Raw genomic sequence first — 18,242 nt, 5'->3', positions numbered from 1 at the left:
CCTGCTTCCGCCCGCCCCCGGGCCCCCGAGGAGACCCATGCGTTCACTTCTGCTGTCTGCTGCCCTGCTCGCCACCGCGTCCCTGCTCGGCGCCTGCTCCCAGGCCACGCCCCCCTCCCTGGTGGCCGGGTACGCCACCCGCCCGGAACTGCAGGACGCCGGCAGCCAGGCGATCCTGGCCCGTTACGGCGACGACCCCGGCCTGCTGGCCGCCCTGCAGGAAGCATACGGCGAGCGTCCGGCTCAGGCCCTGCCGGCGGCGCCGGAGCTGGGCGGCCTGGATTACGCCAGTGACCGCCTGGCGTACATCAAGCGCACCGGCTGGGGCACGGTCAGCAACTACAACAGCCAGTACAGCGCGTACAGCGGCACGTCCCTGCCGTACACCGGCCTGAACTGGACGCGCGACGGGTGCAGCGCTCCGGACGGCGTGGGCCTGGGCTACCGGGAGGACTTCCGGCCGGCGTGCAACGTGCACGACTTCGGGTACCGCAATCTCAAGGTGTACCAGCGCACCGACGCCAACCGCCTGACCACCGACGAGGCCTTCTACACGAACATGAAGAGCATCTGCGCCGCGAAGAGCTGGTACGCCCGCCCCGCGTGCTACAGCGCCGCGTACGCCTACTACCAGGGCGTGCGGATCGGCGGGGGCAGCAGCTTCTAGGCTGCTTCTTCCCCGGCCCCGGCCGCCATCTGGGCAGGCCGGGGCCGGCGTATTTCAGGGGCCTCCGGGGCGGGCGGCACTGGACGGGAGGCGGGGCGGCGGCGTATGCTCCGCGCCAACAGTCAGCTTTCCCGACCTGCCGCCGGCCTCTGGTTTGACGGGTCATCCCGTCCGGGCGTATACTGGCCTTTGGCCGACCATGATGGGTTGGGCAGGAGTTCCTTGCAGGAAGCTGGACTTCACAACTGAGTGACCAGGATCGGAACGCGGGCAGCAGGCCTCGCGTTTCAAACGCGTCTTTTTTCTGCCCCGGAAGAGCCGCGCAAGTTCAGCGAGAGAAGCAAGGGTGCCACGCGAGCAGGACCACATACAGCGAGGTGTGCATGAGTTTCAACGGTAAAGAGCCCCGCATCGAGCGGTTCGGTGACATCAAGGAAGTCATCCCGCTCCCCAACCTGACCGAAGTGCAGGTGAACTCCTTCCGGGCGTTCCTGCAGGCCGATAGGGCCCCGGACGCGCGCGACGACGCCGGCCTGGAAAGCGCCTTCAAAGAAGTCTTCCCCATCGACGAGACCGAAAAAGGCCGCTCGACCGGCCTGGTGCTGGACTACCTGGAATACCGCCTGGGTGAGCCCCCCTACAGCCCCGAGGAGTGCCGCGAGAAGGACCTGACCTACCAGGCCCCCATGTACGCCAAGCTCCAGCTGATCCACAAGGACTCCGGGCTGATCAAGGAAGACCAGGTGTTCCTGGGCGACCTGCCGCTGATGACCGAGGACGGCTCCTTCGTCATCAACGGCGCCGACCGCGTGGTGATCTCCCAGATCCACCGCAGCCCCGGCGTGTACTTCACGAGCAGCTACAAGGGCATCAAGAAGATGTACACCGGCGCGATCATCCCCATGCCCAAGCGCGGCCCCTGGATCGAACTGGAGTTCAACAGCGGCGTGCTGGAAATGAAGGTGAACAAGCGCAAGTTCCCCGTGAGCCTGCTGCTGCGCGTCCTCGGCTACGACGACGCCTCCCTGCGCACGCTGTTCACGGAGTTCGAGCCCGAAGGCACCGAACTGCCCGAGGACAAGAGCGCCGGCATGGGCGCCGACGAGGCCCTGCTGCGCCTGTTCACGGTCCTGCGCCCCGGCGACCCGCCCAAGCGCGACAAGGCCACGCAGTACCTGTACGGCCTGCTGGCCGACCCGCGCCGCTACGACCTGGGCGAACCCGGCCGGTTCAAGATGAACACCAAGCTGGGCCTGAGCCGCACCGAGCGGACCCTGCTGAAGTTCGAGGACGGCAGGTTCAGCGACGCCGGGCTGGTGGACACCATCCGCTACCTGATGGCGCTGCAGCACGGCCTGGAAACCGTGAACATCGACGGCACCGAGGTGCCCGTCACCGAGGACGACATCGACCACCTCGGCAACCGCCGCGTGCGCACCGTGGGCGAACTGCTCGCCGACCAGCTGCGCGTCGGGATGGGCCGCATGGCGCGCGGCGTGCGTGAACGCATGCTGCTCGGCAACCCGGACGCCGCCACCCCCACCAAACTGGTGAACAACCGCCCGATCGTGGCGGCCATGCGCGAGTTCTTCGGCCGCAGCCAGCTGTCGCAGTTCAAGGACCAGACCAACCCGCTGTCCGACCTGCGTCACAAGCGCCGCATCTCGGCCCTGGGGCCGGGCGGCCTGACCCGCGAGCGCGCCGGCTTCGACGTGCGCGACGTGCACCGCACGCACTACGGCCGCATCTGCCCGATCGAGACGCCCGAAGGCGCCAACATCGGCCTGATCAGCAGTCTGTCGAGCTACAGCAAGGTCAACGCCCTGGGCTTCATCGAGGCGCCGTACCGCCGCGTGGAAGGCGGCAAGGTCACCGACGACGTCATCTACATGACCGCCGACGTCGAGGACCGTTACACCATCGCGCAGGCGAACAGCCCCCTGAACGACGACAACACCTTCGCGGACGAGCGCGTGCTGGCCCGCCGCAAGGGCGATCCGCTCTGGTACACGCCCGACGAAGTGGACTTCATGGACGTGAGCCCCAAGCAGATCGTCTCGATCAACACTTCTCTGATTCCCTTCCTGGAGCACGACGACGCCAACCGCGCCCTCATGGGTTCCAACATGCAGTCTCAGGCCGTGCCGCTCGTGCGCGCCGACAGCCCCGCCGTGGGCACCGGCGTCGAGCGCCGCGTGGTGACCGATTCGGGCACCAGCGTCGTGAGCGACGTGACCGGACGCGTGACCTACGTGGACGCCCGCGCCATCCAGGTGACGCTCAGCGAGGACAGCGCCGAGGCCGGCATGGTCAAGGGCAACGTCCGCACCTTCGAACTCGTGCGCTTCACCCGCAGCAACCAGGGCACCAACCTGGACCAGCAGCCCATCGTGAACGTCGGTGACGACGTCGTGGCCGGGCAGGTCCTCGCCGACGGCCCCGCGTCCGACATGGGCCGCCTCGCGCTCGGGCAGAACATCACCATCGCGATCATGCCCTTCGACGGCTTCAACTTCGAAGACGCCATCTGCATCAACGAGGGCCTGGTTCAGCAGGACTTCTACACCAGCGTCCACATCGAGAAAGACGAGATCGACGCCCGCGACACCAAGCTCGGGCCGGAAAAGATCACCCGCGACATCCCCGGCCTCAGCGAAGCCGCGCTGCGCGACCTGGACGAGGACGGCATCGTGCGCGTCGGCGCCGAGGTCAAGCCCGGCGACATCCTGGTCGGCAAGACCAGCTTCAAGGGCGAATCTGAACCCACCCCGGAAGAGCGGCTCCTGCGAAGCATCTTCGGGGAGAAGGCCCGCGAGGTGAAGGACACCAGTCTGCGCGTGCAGTCCGGTCAGGGCGGCATCGTCGTGAAGACCGTGCGCTTCCGCCGCGGCGACGAGGGCGTGGACCTCAAGCCCGGCGTGCGCGAGATGGTCCGCGTGTACGTGGCCCAGAAACGCCAGCTGCAGGTGGGCGACAAGGTCGCCAACCGCCACGGGAACAAGGGCGTCGTGTCCAAGATCATGCGCCCCGAGGACATGCCGTACCTTGAAGACGGCACCCCCGTGGACATCGTGTTCAACCCCCTGGGCGTGCCCAGCCGCATGAACCTCGGGCAGATCCTGGAAACGCACCTGGGTGAAGTGGCCCGCCTCACCGGCCAGAAGTTCGAAACCCCGGTGTTCGACAGCGCCACCGAAGCCGCCATCAAGGAAATGCTGGAAGTGGCCGCCGCCGAACGCCTCCAGAAGCGCAAGGACGAGGGCTTCGAACTCGACAAGCGCGAGATCGAGGTGCTCGAGCGCGCCGGGAAGCTCGGCGTGATCGACCAGCCCGCCGGCGACTACGAGAAGGCCCAGATGCAGCTCGCCCGCGTGGGCAAGAGCATCCTGTACGACGGCCGCACCGGCGAACCCATCAGCGGCCCGGTCGTGGTCGGGATCATGTACGTGATGAAGCTCTACCACATGGTGGAAGACAAGCTCCACGCGCGCTCCACCGGCCCGTACAGCCTGATCACCCAGCAGCCGCTGGGCGGGAAGGCGCAGTTCGGCGGGCAGCGCTTCGGGGAGATGGAAGTGTGGGCGCTCGAGGCGTACGGCGCCGCGCACACCCTGCAGGAGATGCTGACCATCAAGTCCGACGACATCGACGGCCGCGACGCCGCGTACCAGAGCATCGTCAAGGGCGAGGAAGTCTCCGGCAGCACCATCCCCGAGTCGTTCAAGGTGCTCGTCAAGGAACTCCACTCGCTGGGCCTGGACGTCGAGGTGCTCGACAACGGCGACCGCGCCGTGGACATCTTCGAAGGCATGATGCCCAAGCGCTGATCCGGGAGACCGGGGAGCGGGCCCCCCGGGCCTCTCCCCTCCCCGCATCTGCACGCTGCACCCCACAAGCCTCCACTCACAGGAGCTTTGAATGAAAGATTTCAGCAAAGTCCGCATCGCCATCGCCAGCCCCGAGAAGATCCGGGAATGGTCGTTCGGCGAGGTCGAAAAACCGGAAACCATCAACTACCGCACTCTGAAACCCGAACGCGAGGGCCTGTTCGACGAGCGCATCTTCGGGCCGATCAAGGACTACGAGTGCGCCTGCGGCAAGTACAAGCGCCAGCGCTACGAGGGCAAGGTCTGCGAACGCTGCGGCGTGGAAGTCACCAGCAGCAAGGTCCGCCGCTACCGCATGGGTCACATCGACCTGGCGACCCCGGCCGCGCACATCTGGTACGTCAAGGACACCCCCAGCAAGATCGGCACGCTGCTGGACCTCAGCGCCGGGCAGCTGGAAAAGGTGCTGTACTTCAGCAGCTTCCTGGTCACCAAGCCCATGAACGCCCAGAAAGACGGCCGTCCCCTCAAGCGCGGCGAGCTGCTCAGCGACGACGAGTACCGCGAACTACGCTTCGGCCGGCAGGAAACCTACGCCCTTCCCAACGGCACCGACGCCAACATCCGTGACGGCGAGTACGTGACCCGCGGCCAGGTGCTGGGCGGCAACGTCGTGGCGAAGATGGACGGCCTGGCACAGTACCGCTTCCCCCGCCGCGCCGAGATCGCCTACGCCGAAGCCGTCGAGGCCGCCCTGCCGCTGCCCGCCAGCGCCCTGGTGGATCAGGACGCCTTCCGCGCCGGTGAGATCCTCGCCGAACTGGAAGAGGACGTCAGCATCACCGCCCCCGTGGACGGCACCGCCTTCCTGCTCGAAATGGGCGAGGACAGCGTCATGGTCGAGATCCGCGAGACGGTCGAGGCGGAGGGTGACGACGCCGACGCCGCCCAGGGCGAAGTCCTGAGCCGCGTGTACGTCCCGCACGGCATGAACGTGCAGGTCGCCAACGGCGAGATCATCGAGGCCGGCGCCGTGCTTGCCGACGCCCAGAGCGGCACCCGCCTGCGCGTCAGCCGCGACAGCCGCCTGAGCGAAGTCCAGATTCCCAAGAAGGGCGACGTGAAACTCACCGCCCACTGGACCCGCCGCGTGGACTACCCCATCAACCCCACCATGCACGTCCTGGTCGGCGACGAAAGCCAGGTCAAGAAAGGCCAGAAGGTCGTCGGCGCCATCGACAAGGAAGAGGAAATCATCGCCGAGGCCGACGGCGTCATGACCCTGCACATGCCCGCGAGCATCATCGTGAGCAAGGCCAAGGTCTACCCCTACCAGGACGAGCCCCTCGTCGTGATCGGCGACCGCGTCGAGCCCGGTGACGAACTCGCCGACAGCGGCAACGTCCGCAGCGAGATCAGCGGCCGCGTGGAGATCGACCTGGTGCGCAAGCAGGTCCGCGTGATCGAGTCCTACGACTTCGAAGCCAAGATGGGCGCCGAAGCCGTCAAGGAACTGCTGGACGAACTGGACCTGGACCAGCTGGAAGCCGAACTGGGCGAGCAGATGAAGGACTCCTCCCGCCACAAGCGCGCCAAGGCCCGCAAGCGGCTGGAAGTGACCCGCAGCTTCAAGCGCAGCGGCAACAACCCCAGCTGGATGATCATGAACACCGTGCCGGTCATGCCGCCGGACCTGCGCCCCATGGTGCAGGTGGACGGCGGACGCTTCGCCACCAGCGACCTGAACGACCTGTACCGCCGCCTGATCAACCGCAACAACCGCCTGAAGAAGCTGATGAACCAGGGCGCGCCGGACATGATCATCCGCAACGAGAAGCGCATGCTTCAGGAAGCGGTGGACGCCCTGATCGACAACGGCCGCCGCGGCAGCCCCGTCACCAACCCCGGCAGTGACCGCAGCCTGCGCAGCCTGACCGACCTGCTCGGCGGGAAGCAGGGCCGCTTCCGCCAGAACCTGCTCGGGAAGCGCGTGGACTACTCCGGCCGCAGCGTGATCGTGGTCGGCCCGCAGCTCAAACTGCACCAGTGCGGCGTGCCCAAGCGCATGGCCCTGGAACTGTTCAAGCCGTTCCTGTTCAAGGTGCTCGAAGAGAAGGGCGAGGTCACCAACATCAAGCAGGCCCGCAAGATGCTCGAACGCTACCGCGACACCCGCGACAGCGTCTGGGACGCCCTGGAAGAGGTCATCGAGGACAAGGTCGTGCTGCTCAACCGCGCGCCCACCCTGCACCGCCTCGGCATCCAGGCCTTCGAGCCCGTGCTCGTCGAAGGCCAGAGCATCCAGCTGCACCCGCTGGTCTGTGAAGCCTTCAACGCCGACTTCGACGGCGACCAGATGGCCATCCACGTCCCCCTGAGCGCCCAGGCGCAGGCTGAAGCGCGCATCCAGATGCTCGCCTCGCACAACCTGCTGTCCCCCGCGAACGGCGAACCGAACGTCAAACCCAGCCGCGACATCATCCTGGGTATCTTCACCCTGACTCAGCTGCGCAAGGACAACCTGGGCGCCGGCACCGCCTTCACCGCCGAACAGGACGTCCTGGCCGCCCTGCGTGACGGCACGGTCGCGCTGAACAGCCACATCACCCTGAACGGCGAGGACCTCACCCCCGGCCTGCTGAAGTACAACTTCAGCAACCCCGACGAGGCGATCATGGCCGTGGAACGCGGCGAGATCGACTACCAGGACGCCGTGCGCATCCGCGTGAACGGAACCACCCACAACACCAGCGCCGGCCGCGTCATGTTCCGCCGCCTGGTGCAGGAAGCCCTGGGCAACCAGGCGCACCTCGTGGACACCCTCGTCAACCTCGACACCGCCTACGAAAAAGACGCCCTGAAAGACATGGTCATGGCGTGCTTCAAGGAACTCGGCATCGAGGCGACCGCCGGGCTGCTTGACGCCCTGAAAGCCAGCGGCTTCAAGCTCTCCACCACCTCCGGCATCACCATCGGCATCGACGACATCGTCATCCCGCCCAACAAGGGCGAGATCCTCGCCGCCGCCGACGAGAAGCAGCGCGCCATCGAGCAGAACTACGAGTTCGGCTTCATGACGGACGAGGAACGCTACAAGCAGGTCGTGCAGCTGTGGAACGACACCACCGACGAGGTCAAGGCCGCGGTGTTCGAGAACTTCAGCCAGAACTACCCCTTCAACCCCCTATGGATCATGAGCCAGTCCGGCGCCCGTGGTAACCCCCAGCAGGTCCGTCAGCTGGCCGGGATGCGCGGCCTGATGGCCCGCCCCGACGGTTCCACGATCGAAGTGCCGATCCGCGCGAACTTCCGCGAAGGCCTGACCGTGCTGGAATACTTCATCAGCACCCACGGCGCGCGTAAGGGCGGGGCCGACACCGCGCTCCGCACCGCCGACTCCGGCTACCTCACCCGCAAACTGGTGGACGTGGCGCACGAAGTCGTCGTCCGCGACGTGGACTGCGGCACCACCGACTACACCACCATCGCCCTGGGCGCCGTGGACGACCGCACCGGCGAATGGCGCACCCGCAAGGGCAGCGAGATCGAGACCAGCATCTACGGCCGCACCCTGGTCGCCGACGTGACCTTCAGCGACGGCAGCGTCCTCAAGGAAGGCAGCATGCTGTCCCTGGAAGACGTCAAGGCCATCACCAAGGACGCCAAGGCCCTCGGTGACGTCATGGTCCGCACCCCCCTGAACTGCCGCGTCAAGAGCGGCGTGTGCCAGAAGTGCTACGGCTACGACCTCTCCCAGGCCAAACCCGTCAGCATGGGCGAAGCGGTCGGCGTCGTCGCCGCCGAATCCATCGGCGAGCCCGGCACGCAGCTCACCATGCGCACCTTCCACACCGGCGGGATCGCCGGCGGCGGCGACATCACCATGGGTCTGCCCCGCGTGATCGAACTGTTCGAAGCGCGCAAACCCAAGGTCCCCGCCCTGATCGCCGACGCGACCGGCACCATCCACATCACCGAGGAAGAGGAACGCTACCTCATCAAGGTCGAGGCCGACGACGCCGCCTACAGCGGCAAGCTCCACAAGGTCAGCCGCGCCATCCGCCTCCTCCCCGAAATCAAGGACGGCGCCCGCGTCGAAGCCGGGCAGCAGCTCACCCGCGGCGCCATCTACCCCATCGACCTGCTGGAACACAAGGACAACGAATCCGCCCAGAAGTACCTGGTGGACGAAGTGCAGCGCGTGTACCGCAGCCAGGGCGTGAAGGTCCACGACAAGCACATCGAAGTCATCATCCGCCAGATGCTCCGCTACGTGGAAATCGTGGACGGCGGCGACACCGACCTGCTCGAAGGCCAGACCGTGGAACGCTTCGACCTCGACGAAGCCAACAACGCCCTCAGTGAGGGCCAGACCCCGGCCAGCTGGAAACCCGTCCTGCTGGGCATCACCAAGAGCAGCCTGATTACCAAGTCCTGGCTGTCCGCCGCGAGCTTCCAGCACACCACCCACGTGCTCACCGAAGCCAGCATGCGCGGCCAGGTGGACGACCTGATCGGCCTGAAGGAAAACGTCATCCTCGGGAAACTCATCCCCGCCGGCACCGGCCTCCAGACCGTGCGGGACATGCAGGTCGCCGACGACCGCACCCTGGAAAAATACGGCGAAGGCAGCACCAGCACCGACGCCGTCACCGGGGACCGCAGCTACGACGACACCCGCCCCGGCTTCACCACCGACGTCACCTACACCAACTGAGCGAAGAGCCGAAAGGCTGAGCGCCTCAACGAGAACCCCCCACCTGGAAACGGGTGGGGGGGGTTCATTGAGGGCTGCGGGCGAAGCGTCGGCCCTACGTTTGATCGGCGTCGCCAATGACGGTCAGTGGGCCTTCCTCCGCGGTAGGAATCTGGAATCCGTCGTAGTACTGGGCGGCGAGGTCGTCCGGGACGACGTAGTCATCGGAGTGCTGGCCTTTCCTGTTTCGCAGGCGCGACAGCACTTCAGCCCGCCCTGTAGCAAGGTAGATCGTCTCAGGAATGACACCTGTCGGCTTGAGGAGCTGGCGGTAGTCGTCCCTCATCTGCCGGGACCAGAACGAGAAATCCAGCACCACGTCCCTTCTCTGAGCGACCAATTCCAACAGTCGCGCCCGCAGTCCGGCCTCGATCTCATCCCGAAGCGCCAGAGGCAGGGGCACGTCCGTGATCCCCCGCCGCCACATTTCCACATCGAAGGACAGGCGGGTCAGGCCCTGGGCTTCCAGACCCCTGGCATAGGTGGACTTCCCTGATCCGGCCGGGCCGCACATGAACACCACGCGACTGCGAGGGGCGCCCTGCTCCATGTCCACTCCTCGCCGGGCCTACTTCTCGTCGTAGAGGTCGGCGTAGTGGCGGCTGAGGTCGCTGAGGAAGGTCATTTCCTCGCGGGTGGTGCTGGCGCTGATGCCGGCCTCGTAGCTGAGGAGGGTGGCGCCGTACGCGAGGGCCAGCGCGCCCAGCAGGGCGGTCACGACCGGGAGTACCGTGAGGCCGCCGATGCGCAGGAGGTCCAGTCCGCCGATCAGGAGGCTGGTGAGGACCAGCAGGCCGATGCTGAGGTACAGGGCGGTCATGGCGCGGTGCAGGTACCGGGTGCGGCGCGTGAGCTGTGGGAGCTGGTGAACGATCAGGCGTTTCTCGGCGCGGGCGAGGGGCACGGCGCTGGGGTTCTCGACATTGACGAGTTCCTCGAAGCGGCGGGTGAGGGCGCGGACCCGGTCGGTGGCGCGGCCCAGGCGGCTGCTGGTGGAGAGCAGCAGGGACGCGGCGCCGGTGATGAGCACGGCGGGCGTGATCATGGCACTCAGGACGCTGGTGGTCGGGTCGGCCATGCCTAGCGGGTTTTGGTGACCTTGCTCAGCAGCGGGGGGCGGTCCGGGTCCAGGCCCCGGTGCAGCGCCAGGTGTGCCGCGAACAGGTAGAACCCCAGCGCCGTCGGCACCACGTCCGTCACCCCATGCCCCGTCCCCGGCGTGATGAGCGTGCTCAGCGCGTCCGGCCCCAACGTCCGCACATCCGCCCCTCCCGCCCGCAGTTCCGCGTACGCCGCATTCACCGCCCCCCGCGCCGCGTCCACACTCGTCACCCCCAGCACCGGCACCCCCTCCGCCAGCAACCGTTTCGGCCCGTGACTGAACTCCGCGGCACTGTACGCCTCCGCGTGAATCCCGCTCGTCTCCTTGAGTTTCAGCGCCGCTTCCTGTGCCACCCCGTACGGCAACCCGCGGGCCAGGACCAGCAGGTCCTGCGCGAACCGGTACCGCTCCGCCAGCCCCCGGGCCTGGTCCTCCAGCGCCAGGGTCTGTGTCAGCTGCTCCGGCAGGCCCTGCAGGGCGTCCCGTAAGGCCTGATCGTCCGTGAGTTCGGCGAGCACGGGCAGGAAAGCGGTGAGGCTCGCGAGGTAACTCTTCGTGGCCGCCACGGCCTTTTCCTCCCCGCAGTGCAGCGGCAGCACGAACTCGGCGGTGCGGGCGAGGTCACTGTCCTCGACGTTGACCAGGGCGACCGTCAGGGCGCCCTGAGTGCGGGCCATGCGGACGGACTCCACGACGTCGGGGCTGGCGCCGCTCTGGGACACGGCGATCACCAGGGCGCCGTGCAGGTCCAGGCGGGTGCCGTACAGGGTGTGCACGCTGGGCCCCAGCGACGCGACCGGCAGGGCGAGTTGGGTTTCGAGGGCGTACTTCAGGACGGTGCAGGCGTGGTCGCTGCTGCCCCGCGCGATCGTCACGGCGTACGCGGGGGGGCGGGACCGCAGGGCGGTCACCAGCGCCTGCACCGCCTCCCGGTTCGCAGTCAGTTGCCGCCTGACCACCTCAGGCGCTTCCCGCGCCTCCACCAGCATCAACGGCTCAGGGTTGGCAACAGGGGCGGCAGTGGTGGAATCAGTCACGGGGAATCTCCTGGCCGCCCACGTAGACGGCTTTCACGGTGAGGTCGCGGTCCAGGACCACGAGGTCGGCCCGCAGGCCCACTTCCAGGCGGCCGCGGTCGGTGAGGTTCAGGGAGCGGGCAGGCGTGTCGCTCAGCATGCGGCTCGCCTCGGGCAGCGGCACGCCGGCCTGCACGGCGTGCCGCAGGGCGGCGTCCATGGTGAGAACGCTGCCGGCCAGGGCGCCGCCCTCCAGGCGGGCCTCACCGTTCTTGACGATGACGCGCTGCCCGCCCAGTTCGCTCTCGCCGTCGCCCAGGCCGGCGGCGCGCATGGCGTCCGTGATGAGCATGACGCGTCCGGGCGTGGCGGCGCGGGCCAGCCGGAAGCCCGTGGGGTGCACGTGAATGGTGTCGAGAATGACTTCCGGGTAGGTGTGGGGGTCGGCGAGCAGCGCGCCGGGCACGCCGGGGTCGCGGCCCTCGATGCCGCCCATGGCGTTGAACAGGTGGGTGGCGGCGGTGCGGATGCCCTCGGCGTGCAGGGCGTTCAGGAATGCGGTGACGGTGGGGGCGTCCGCGCGGGTGTGGCCGACGCCGACGCGCACGCCGGCGCGGCCGAGGGTGAGGGCGGCGTTCAGGGCGCCCTCGATCTCCGGGGCGATGGTAACGGCGCGGACCACGTTCAGGGCGAGCACCTGCGCCACGAGGTCCGGGGTGGGCAGGGCGGTGTTCGGGGGTTGCGCGCCCAGCCGGCCGGGGCTGATGAAGGGCCCTTCCAGGTGCGCGCCGACGATGTCGGCGCCGCCGGGCACGCCGCCCGCCATGACGTCCTTCACGGCGCTCAGCGCGGCCATCACGTTCGCCCAGGGGTTGGTGATGGTGGTGGGCAGCAGCGTGGTGGTGCCGTGCCGGGCGTGCAGTCGCGCCAGTGTGCGGATGCCCTCAGGGCCGTCCATGGTGTCCCCGCCGCCGCCGCCGTGCACGTGCGTGTCGATGAAACCGGGCAGGATCAGCAGGTCGGCCGGGGCGTCCGGGGCGTGGGTGAGGCGGGTCAGGGTGGGACCGAAGCGGACCTCGCCGGGCGTGAGGGCGTCGCCGGTCAGCAGCTGGCCTCGCAGGGTGGTCATCGGGTGGCCTCGCGGCTCATGCCCCTGAGCGTACCTCAGTCTTTCGGGGTGGCGGGTGCTCTACCCTGGACGGCATGTGGGTTTCCCGGCGGGCGGCAGCGGTTCCTGGCAGCGTGTTCTCCCTGATGGACGCCGCGAAGTCGCGCGCGCGGGCGCGGGGGCTGGAGGTCATCGACCTGAGCATCGGCAGCAGCGACCTGAACCCGCCGGACGCGGTGCTGGAGGCCTTGCGGGACGCGACGCGGGATCCGGGGACGTACCGGTACCCGCTGTTCAGTCATACGGCGCCGCTGCGGGAGGCGGCCGCGGCGTACCTGGGCCGCCGGTTCGGGGTGACGGTGGACGCTGCGTCGGAGGTGCTGCCGCTGATCGGGGCGCAGGAGGGCCTGGCGCACCTGCTGCTGGCCGTGACGGACCCGGGGGACGCGGTGCTGCTCCCGGACCCGTGTTACCCCCCGTACCTGGGGGCGGTGGCGGTGGCGGGGGCGCAGGCTGTGCCGCTGCCGCTGCTGCCGGAACGCGGCTTCCTGCCGGACCTGGACGCGGTGCCGGAGGGGATGCGGCCGCGGGTGCTGCTGCTGAACTACCCGAACAACCCGACCTCGGCGGTGGCGGACGTGGCGTTCTTCCACCGGGCGGCGGCGTGGTGCCGGGCGCGGGGCGTGCTGCTGGTGCACGACCACCCGTACGCGGAACTGACCTTCGGGGAGTACCGCGCGCCGTCCGCGCTGGAGGCCGGGCTGGACGGCGTCATCGAGCTGCACTCGCTGAGCAAGACGCATCACATGGGCGGGTTCCGGGTGGGCTTCGCGGTCGGGGACGCGGGGGTGATCGCGGCGCTGGCGCGGGTGAAGGGCGCGGTGGACTTCCATCCGTACCTGGGCATTCAGCGGGCGGCGGCGCTGGCGCTGGGCCTGCCGGACGCGGTGGGGCGGGTGGGCGCCGCGGCGTTCGAGGCGCGGCGGGACGCGCTGGTTCCGGCGCTGCGGGAGCTCGGCTGGGAGGTGCAGACGCCGCAGGCGAGCATGTACGCCTGGGCGCGGGTGCCGGGGCTGACGGACAGTGTGGCGTTCGCGGTGCGGGCGGCCGAGGAGACGGGCGTGGCCGTCAGCCCGGGGCGGGCCTTCGGGGAGCGCGGGGAGGGCTTCGTGCGCTTCGCGCTGGTGCAGCCGCCGGAGGTGCTGCGCGAGGCAGCCCGCCGGCTGGCCGGGGTGGCCGTGGCGGGCCGGGAAGCGCAACCCCGCTAGGCCGGGGCGCGTACTCCCCCGCATGGGGCTCTTGCGTGTCACGGTGGAGGATCAGGCGGAGGTCACGGCCCACGCGGCGACGCTGTTCGTGACGGTGGAGGGCGAGACGTTCGTGATGGGCAACGCCGCGCTGGAACGGGCGCGGGAGGTCCGGGAGTTCGCGCAGGCCCTGCAGGCCGCGGGCGTGCCGGCGGGCCGCCTTCACGTGCAGGGCGTGCGGATCGCCAGCAGCAGCGGCCTGCTGGCGAAGAACCAGAAGGCCGAATTTCAGCTGAGCGCGGAGGCCACCCCGGAGCAGTTGCCGGCGGTGCTGGGCGCGGTCGCGGCGGGCCGGAATACGAGGCTCACGCGGCTGGACTGGCAGTTCGACGAGTTCGAGGCCAGCCTGCCCCTGGCCGCGCAGGCCATGCGAAAAGCCCGCCGCAAGGCGGACGTGATCGCCGGGGCGGCCGGGCAGCGGGTGAAAGGCGTGCACCGCGCGTCCGACACCTGGGAGCTGCCGGGCGCGACCATGGAATTCCAGCCGGAGGGGCGGATGTATGCCCTGCGCGCCGCGGGCGGGCCGCCGCTGGACGTGGGTGTGGAGTACAGCGCCACCCGGACCCTGCGCGTGACCCTCACCGTCGACTTCATGCTGGAGGACCCGGCCCAGGAGCCCGGGCCGGCCTAGAGGGCGAGCAGCCGGACCATCGCGGCGTACCCGCGCTGCCGGGCGTGCTGCAGGGGCGTGACGCCGTCCCGGTCGGCGATGCGGCGGTCCGCGCCGTGCGCGAGCAGTTCCCGCACGATCTCGGTGTGGGTGGGGCCGCCGTCCCCGAGAATCACGGCCTCCAGGAGCGCGGTCCAGCCGAGGTCATTCACGTGGTTCACGTCGATGCGGGTGGTGGAGAGGAGCTCGCGCACGTACGCGAGGTGCCCGCGATGCGCCGCGGGGATCAGGGCGGTGCCGCCGAAGCGGTTGGTGCGCGTCAGCTCGGGCCTGGCCTTCAGGACCTCGCGCAGCATGGCCACGCTTCCGGTTTCCCCGGTGACCAGGAGGGCGTTGTTGCGGTTGCGGTCCTGCGGGTCGGGGTCGGCGCCGGCGGCGATCAGGGCGCGGGCCACGCCCACGTGGTCGCCCACTGCCGCCCAGGTCAGGGCGGTGCGGCCGGTCACGTCACGCGCGTCGGGGCTGGCGCCGGCGCGCAGCAGGTCGGTCACGCGGGCGGTCTGGCCGTGCTGCGCGGCCGTCAGCAGCTGGGCATTCAGGGGGGAGGTCATGGGGGTCGTCCGGGGTGCGGGGGAAGGGGTGGGGCTCGCGGTGGGCCTGCCCCCGCCGAGGAGCAGGCCGCCGAGCAGCAAGAGGGCGGGGAGGCCGGGCATGGGCGCGGGGCTCAGCCCCCCAGGACGGTCTTGATGGCGTCGGTGGCGCACTTCTCGTCGATCATGCCGCTGGGCGCTCCGCCCACACCGATCGCGCCGACCACGGCGTTCCCCACCCGGACGGGCACGCCGCCGGCCAGCAGCAGGTACCCGGGGATGTCGGCCAGGGCGGGGGTGGTGGCGAGGCTCTTGGCCATCTCGCTGGTGAGGTTGCGGGCGCTGGCGCTGGTGTACGCCTTGCGGAGGCTGGCGTCCACGGTGTGCGGCCCGGCGTTCTCGGCGCGGGCGACGGCCAGGGTCACGCCGCTGCGGTCCACGACCGTGGCGGTCACGTTGTACCCGGCGGCGGCGCAGTTCTCGACGGTGCGCAGGGCCAGGGCGCTGGCGGTCTTCAGGCTCAGCGTGGCGACCTGCACGGTGGGCGACCCGGCCAGCTGCACGGGAGCGGGGGTGCTCTGGGCGAGGGTGGTGGAGGCGATCAGGGCGGCGGTCAGCGCAAGGTTTTTCATGCCTGTATGGTGCGCGCCGGGGGGCCGGGGCGCCATTCGGGCGTTTGCGGGGGGGCCTCCGTAGTTTTACGGAGGGGGCCTCAGCCGGGCGGGCCTTCAGGCGGTTCGGTGACGTTCAGGTAGGTGCGCATCAGTTCTGCCAGGGACGCCACCTCCAGCTTCTCGAAGATGCTGGCGCGGTGGGTTTCCACGGTGCGGACGCTAATGCCGAGCTGCCGGGCGCTCTGCTTGCCGGTCTGGCCGTTCATGAGCCCCTGCAGGACCTCACGTTCCCGCTCGGTGAGCCGCGCGAGGTGCGCGCGGGCGTCGGCGCTGGCAGCCAGCCGCTCGCGCTGGCGCAGGTGGGCGTGAATGGCGCGCTGCACGGTTTCCAGCAGGGCGGTCTCGTCGATGGGTTTTTCCAGGAAGTCCACGGCGCCCTGCTGGAAGGCGCGGCGGCACAGGTCCACGTTGCCGTGCCCGGTCATGATCACGACCGGCAGGTCCACGCCCCGGGCGCGCAGTTCCGCCTGAAGCTGCAGGCCGCTCACGTGCGGCATGCGGATGTCCAGCAGCAGGCAGCCCAGGTCACCTGGGTCCAGGCCGTGCAGGAGCGCCGGGCCGTCCGGGAAGGCGCGGACGTGCAGGCCGACGGTGCCGAGCAGGAACGCCAGCGCGTCGCGCACGGCAGCGTCGTCGTCCACGAGGTACACGGTGGGTTCGCGGCGGTCGGGGGTCATGGCGTGGGGGCTCCTTCGGGGTCCGGGGCGGTCCAGGCGGGCAGGGTGAGGGTGAAGGCCGCGCCCCGCGTCTCGCCGGCTGGGGGGGCGCCGCCGCTGAGGTGCCCGCCCAGGCCCTGCGCGAGCGTCTGGGAGAGGGTGAGGCCCAGGCCCAGCCCGCCGGATTTGGTGGTCTGGAACGGCTGGAACAGGGCGGCGCGGGCCGCGTCGTCCAGGCCGGGGCCGGTGTCCTGCACGGTGAGCTGCCAGTCCGGGCCTTCAGGCCGGAGGGTCAGCGTGAGGCGCCGCTCCCCGGGCGGCGTGCCGTGCATGGCGTCCAGGGCGTTGCGGATCAGGTTCAGCACAATCTGTTCGACCTGCACCGGGTCGGCGTGCACGGCGGCGCCCGGGGGGAGCGTGGCCTGCACGGTCACGTCCAGGGCCGTGAGGTCGGCACGGCACAACGTCAGGACGTTCTGCACGGCCTGCGGGAGGTCCACGCGCTGCCGCCGGACGGGTTCGCGCCGCACCAGGGTGCGCAGCCGGGCGATGATGTCCGCCGCCCGCCGCGCCTGCGCCAGCATGCCGTCCAGCGCCTGCCCCGCGCGGGGCAGATCCGGGTCCTCGTCGTCCAGCAGGCGCCGGGCCGCCTGCCCGTAGCTGAGCAGGGCGGTGAGCGGCTGGTTGAGTTCGTGGGCCAGCCCGGCGCTCATCTCGCCCAGGGTGGACAGGCGACCGGCGTGGGCGAGCATGGTCTCGTGTTCCCGCACGCGGCGTTCGCCCTCGTCGAGCTGGGCCAGCATGCGCTGCTGCAGGGGCCCCACCTCGCGCACGGTGAGGACCCGGCCCAGCAGCCGCCCGTGCGGGCCGCGCAACGGCGCGAGGCTGCCTTCCACGAGCACCGCGTGCCCGTCGCGGTGCAGGGCGGTGCCGGCGGGCAGGGCGCGGGCTTCGGTGGCCTGCCAGAAGGCGCCCGTATCCAGTGGGGCCTGAGACAGCGTGGCCTGGAAGGCCGCCCGGCCCGGCAGGTGCTCCCCGAGCGCCAGGGAACCCAGGATGCCGTGCGCGGCGGGGTTGGCGTGCACCACCCGCCCGTCCGGGTCGGTCAGGACGATGCCGTCGGTGCTGGCCTGCACGATGCCCTGCGCGCGGGCGCGCTCGTCGTCCAGGGCGCGGGCGGCCTCGCGGCGGGCCGACCACAGCCGCGCCAGGGCCGCGAGCAGCAGCCCGGTCAACGTCCACCACACGAGCAGCGCCGCCCACGGCAGCGCGCCCGCGCCGTAGGTCCGTTCGAAGCGGATTGGGAAGGGCTGCAGGGCCGTGCCGAGCGTCTTCGCGGCCCGCAGGGCCAGGGCGGCCGGGCCGGGCGGCGCGCCGAAGGTGACCAGCCGGGCGCCCCCGGCCGCCGCGGGGCGGTCCAGGGTCACGCGGATCGGCGTGGCGGGCCGGTCCCGCGCCGGGAGGAGCCGCCCGGCGTCCACCCACACGCGCACACCTTCACGGGTCAGGGCGTATTGCGGGCCGGCCGGGGGCCACAGCAGCCGCGGGCCGCCCCCGGGCGCGTCCGGGAGGTCCGGCAGCCCGGCAGGCGGGGCGAGCAGCGTGCGGCAGGTCCCGGCCGGCAGGCAGAGCTGCACGCCGGTGATCTGCGGGTACGGGCGGGTGAGGGCCTGCACGTACCCGGCGAGGGTGGCATCGGTCACGCCCTGCGCGGCCAGGGCCGTCACGGCGTTCAGCACGGCCTCCTGCTGCTCCATGCGCTGCGACAGCACGCGGTGCAGGATGCGGGTGTCCAGGTCGAAGGCTGCCTGGAGGGTCTGGCGCCGGTCCAGGATCAGGGCGGCGGCGCCCAGCGCGGCCAGCAGCAGCCAGGCGAGGGTCCAGGGCAGGGCGCGGCGCAGGCGCATCCGCACAGCGTAGCGTTCCCGG

At 70.1% G+C, this 18,242-nt stretch carries 13 protein-coding genes; 5 read left to right on the top strand and 8 right to left on the bottom strand.

Annotated features, from left to right (window positions below):
• Window positions 1-37: 37 nt before the first annotated feature.
• The 3 genes from DFI_RS03595 (at window position 38) to rpoC (ending at window position 9,211) form a co-directional block, all read left to right on the top strand.
• Complete coding sequence (locus tag DFI_RS03595; protein WP_027461973.1) at window positions 38-667, top strand: phospholipase A2; 630 nt, start codon at window positions 38-40, stop codon at window positions 665-667.
• A gap of 383 nt (window positions 668-1,050) precedes the next feature.
• Window positions 1,051-4,494 carry a DNA-directed RNA polymerase subunit beta gene (gene rpoB, locus DFI_RS03590; RefSeq protein WP_027461972.1) on the top strand — a complete coding sequence of 1,148 codons (3,444 nt, stop codon included), beginning with the start codon at window positions 1,051-1,053 and terminating at the stop codon, window positions 4,492-4,494.
• Window positions 4,495-4,585: 91 nt separating this feature from the next.
• Window positions 4,586-9,211, top strand: coding sequence for a DNA-directed RNA polymerase subunit beta' (gene rpoC, locus DFI_RS03585; RefSeq protein WP_027461971.1), 4,626 nt, complete (start codon window positions 4,586-4,588; stop codon window positions 9,209-9,211).
• A gap of 94 nt (window positions 9,212-9,305) precedes the next feature.
• Here rpoC and DFI_RS03580 read toward each other — a convergent pair whose 3' ends face one another.
• Genes DFI_RS03580 through nagA form a run of 4 tightly spaced genes read right to left on the bottom strand, consistent with a single transcriptional unit; the run spans window position 9,306 to window position 12,497 of the window.
• The gene (locus DFI_RS03580) at window positions 9,306-9,800 is read right to left on the bottom strand and encodes a P-loop nucleotide/nucleoside kinase family protein (RefSeq protein WP_229829551.1); all 495 of its coding nucleotides are present in this window, start codon (window positions 9,798-9,800) and stop codon (window positions 9,306-9,308) included.
• Between the two features lie 18 nt (window positions 9,801-9,818).
• Window positions 9,819-10,328: a DUF2721 domain-containing protein gene (locus DFI_RS03575; RefSeq protein ID WP_027461969.1), complete on the bottom strand. Its 510-nt coding sequence runs from the start codon at window positions 10,326-10,328 to the stop codon at window positions 9,819-9,821.
• Between the two features lie 2 nt (window positions 10,329-10,330).
• Window positions 10,331-11,341, bottom strand: coding sequence for an SIS domain-containing protein (locus tag DFI_RS03570; RefSeq protein ID WP_043776928.1), 1,011 nt, complete (start codon window positions 11,339-11,341; stop codon window positions 10,331-10,333).
• A 40-nt stretch (window positions 11,342-11,381) separates the two neighbouring features.
• The gene (gene nagA / locus DFI_RS03565) at window positions 11,382-12,497 is read right to left on the bottom strand and encodes an N-acetylglucosamine-6-phosphate deacetylase (RefSeq protein ID WP_027461967.1); all 1,116 of its coding nucleotides are present in this window, start codon (window positions 12,495-12,497) and stop codon (window positions 11,382-11,384) included.
• Between the two features lie 74 nt (window positions 12,498-12,571).
• Between nagA and DFI_RS03560 the strand changes: the two genes are divergently transcribed.
• Both DFI_RS03560 and DFI_RS03555 read left to right on the top strand, forming a co-directional pair.
• Window positions 12,572-13,744 (top strand): aminotransferase class I/II-fold pyridoxal phosphate-dependent enzyme, encoded by a 1,173-nt coding sequence (locus DFI_RS03560; RefSeq protein ID WP_027461966.1) that lies wholly within the window; start codon window positions 12,572-12,574, stop codon window positions 13,742-13,744.
• A gap of 22 nt (window positions 13,745-13,766) precedes the next feature.
• Window positions 13,767-14,414 (top strand): SIMPL domain-containing protein, encoded by a 648-nt coding sequence (locus tag DFI_RS03555; RefSeq protein WP_027461965.1) that lies wholly within the window; start codon window positions 13,767-13,769, stop codon window positions 14,412-14,414.
• On the opposite strand, the gene DFI_RS03550 is transcribed toward DFI_RS03555, so the two are convergent.
• The 4 genes from DFI_RS03550 to DFI_RS03535 all read right to left on the bottom strand — a co-directional run bounded on the left by DFI_RS03550 (window position 14,411) and on the right by DFI_RS03535 (window position 18,220).
• Complete coding sequence (locus DFI_RS03550) at window positions 14,411-15,004, bottom strand: ankyrin repeat domain-containing protein (protein ID WP_027461964.1); 594 nt, start codon at window positions 15,002-15,004, stop codon at window positions 14,411-14,413. The two genes, DFI_RS03555 and DFI_RS03550, sit on opposite strands and share 4 nt — an antisense overlap.
• A 113-nt stretch (window positions 15,005-15,117) precedes the next feature.
• Window positions 15,118-15,615: a GlcG/HbpS family heme-binding protein gene (locus tag DFI_RS03545; protein WP_027461963.1), complete on the bottom strand. Its 498-nt coding sequence runs from the start codon at window positions 15,613-15,615 to the stop codon at window positions 15,118-15,120.
• Between the two features lie 80 nt (window positions 15,616-15,695).
• A complete protein-coding gene (locus tag DFI_RS03540) occupies window positions 15,696-16,334 on the bottom strand; it encodes a response regulator transcription factor (RefSeq protein ID WP_027461962.1) in 639 nt (212 codons plus the stop codon).
• Window positions 16,331-18,220, bottom strand: a complete 1,890-nt coding sequence (locus DFI_RS03535) for a PAS domain-containing sensor histidine kinase (RefSeq protein WP_051307455.1) — start codon at window positions 18,218-18,220, stop codon at window positions 16,331-16,333. The genes DFI_RS03540 and DFI_RS03535 overlap by 4 nt, the downstream gene beginning before the upstream one ends.
• Between the last annotated feature and the right edge of the window lie 22 nt (window positions 18,221-18,242).

Source organism: Deinococcus ficus (assembly GCF_003444775.1).
GTDB classification, from domain to species: domain Bacteria; phylum Deinococcota; class Deinococci; order Deinococcales; family Deinococcaceae; genus Deinococcus; species Deinococcus ficus.
Note: the sequence above shows the minus strand (reverse complement) of the source record. Positions and strands in the feature narration are given on the sequence as shown.

Excerpts from the sequence above, each read along its gene's own strand:
- rpoB (WP_027461972.1), top strand. The coding sequence starts at position 1,051 with ATGAGTTTCAACGGTAAAGAGCCCCGCATCGAGCGGTTCGGTGACATC.
- DFI_RS03555 (WP_027461965.1), top strand. The coding sequence starts at position 13,767 with ATGGGGCTCTTGCGTGTCACGGTGGAGGATCAGGCGGAGGTCACGGCC.
- DFI_RS03550 (WP_027461964.1), bottom strand. The coding sequence starts at position 15,004 with ATGACCTCCCCCCTGAATGCCCAGCTGCTGACGGCCGCGCAGCACGGC.
- DFI_RS03535 (WP_051307455.1), bottom strand. The coding sequence starts at position 18,220 with ATGCGCCTGCGCCGCGCCCTGCCCTGGACCCTCGCCTGGCTGCTGCTG.
- DFI_RS03575 (WP_027461969.1), bottom strand. The coding sequence starts at position 10,328 with ATGGCCGACCCGACCACCAGCGTCCTGAGTGCCATGATCACGCCCGCC.
- DFI_RS03580 (WP_229829551.1), bottom strand. The coding sequence starts at position 9,800 with ATGGAGCAGGGCGCCCCTCGCAGTCGCGTGGTGTTCATGTGCGGCCCG.
- rpoC (WP_027461971.1), top strand. The coding sequence starts at position 4,586 with ATGAAAGATTTCAGCAAAGTCCGCATCGCCATCGCCAGCCCCGAGAAG.
- DFI_RS03545 (WP_027461963.1), bottom strand. The coding sequence starts at position 15,615 with ATGAAAAACCTTGCGCTGACCGCCGCCCTGATCGCCTCCACCACCCTC.
- nagA (WP_027461967.1), bottom strand. The coding sequence starts at position 12,497 with ATGACCACCCTGCGAGGCCAGCTGCTGACCGGCGACGCCCTCACGCCC.
- DFI_RS03540 (WP_027461962.1), bottom strand. The coding sequence starts at position 16,334 with ATGACCCCCGACCGCCGCGAACCCACCGTGTACCTCGTGGACGACGAC.
- DFI_RS03560 (WP_027461966.1), top strand. The coding sequence starts at position 12,572 with ATGTGGGTTTCCCGGCGGGCGGCAGCGGTTCCTGGCAGCGTGTTCTCC.
- DFI_RS03570 (WP_043776928.1), bottom strand. The coding sequence starts at position 11,341 with ATGCTGGTGGAGGCGCGGGAAGCGCCTGAGGTGGTCAGGCGGCAACTG.
- DFI_RS03595 (WP_027461973.1), top strand. The coding sequence starts at position 38 with ATGCGTTCACTTCTGCTGTCTGCTGCCCTGCTCGCCACCGCGTCCCTG.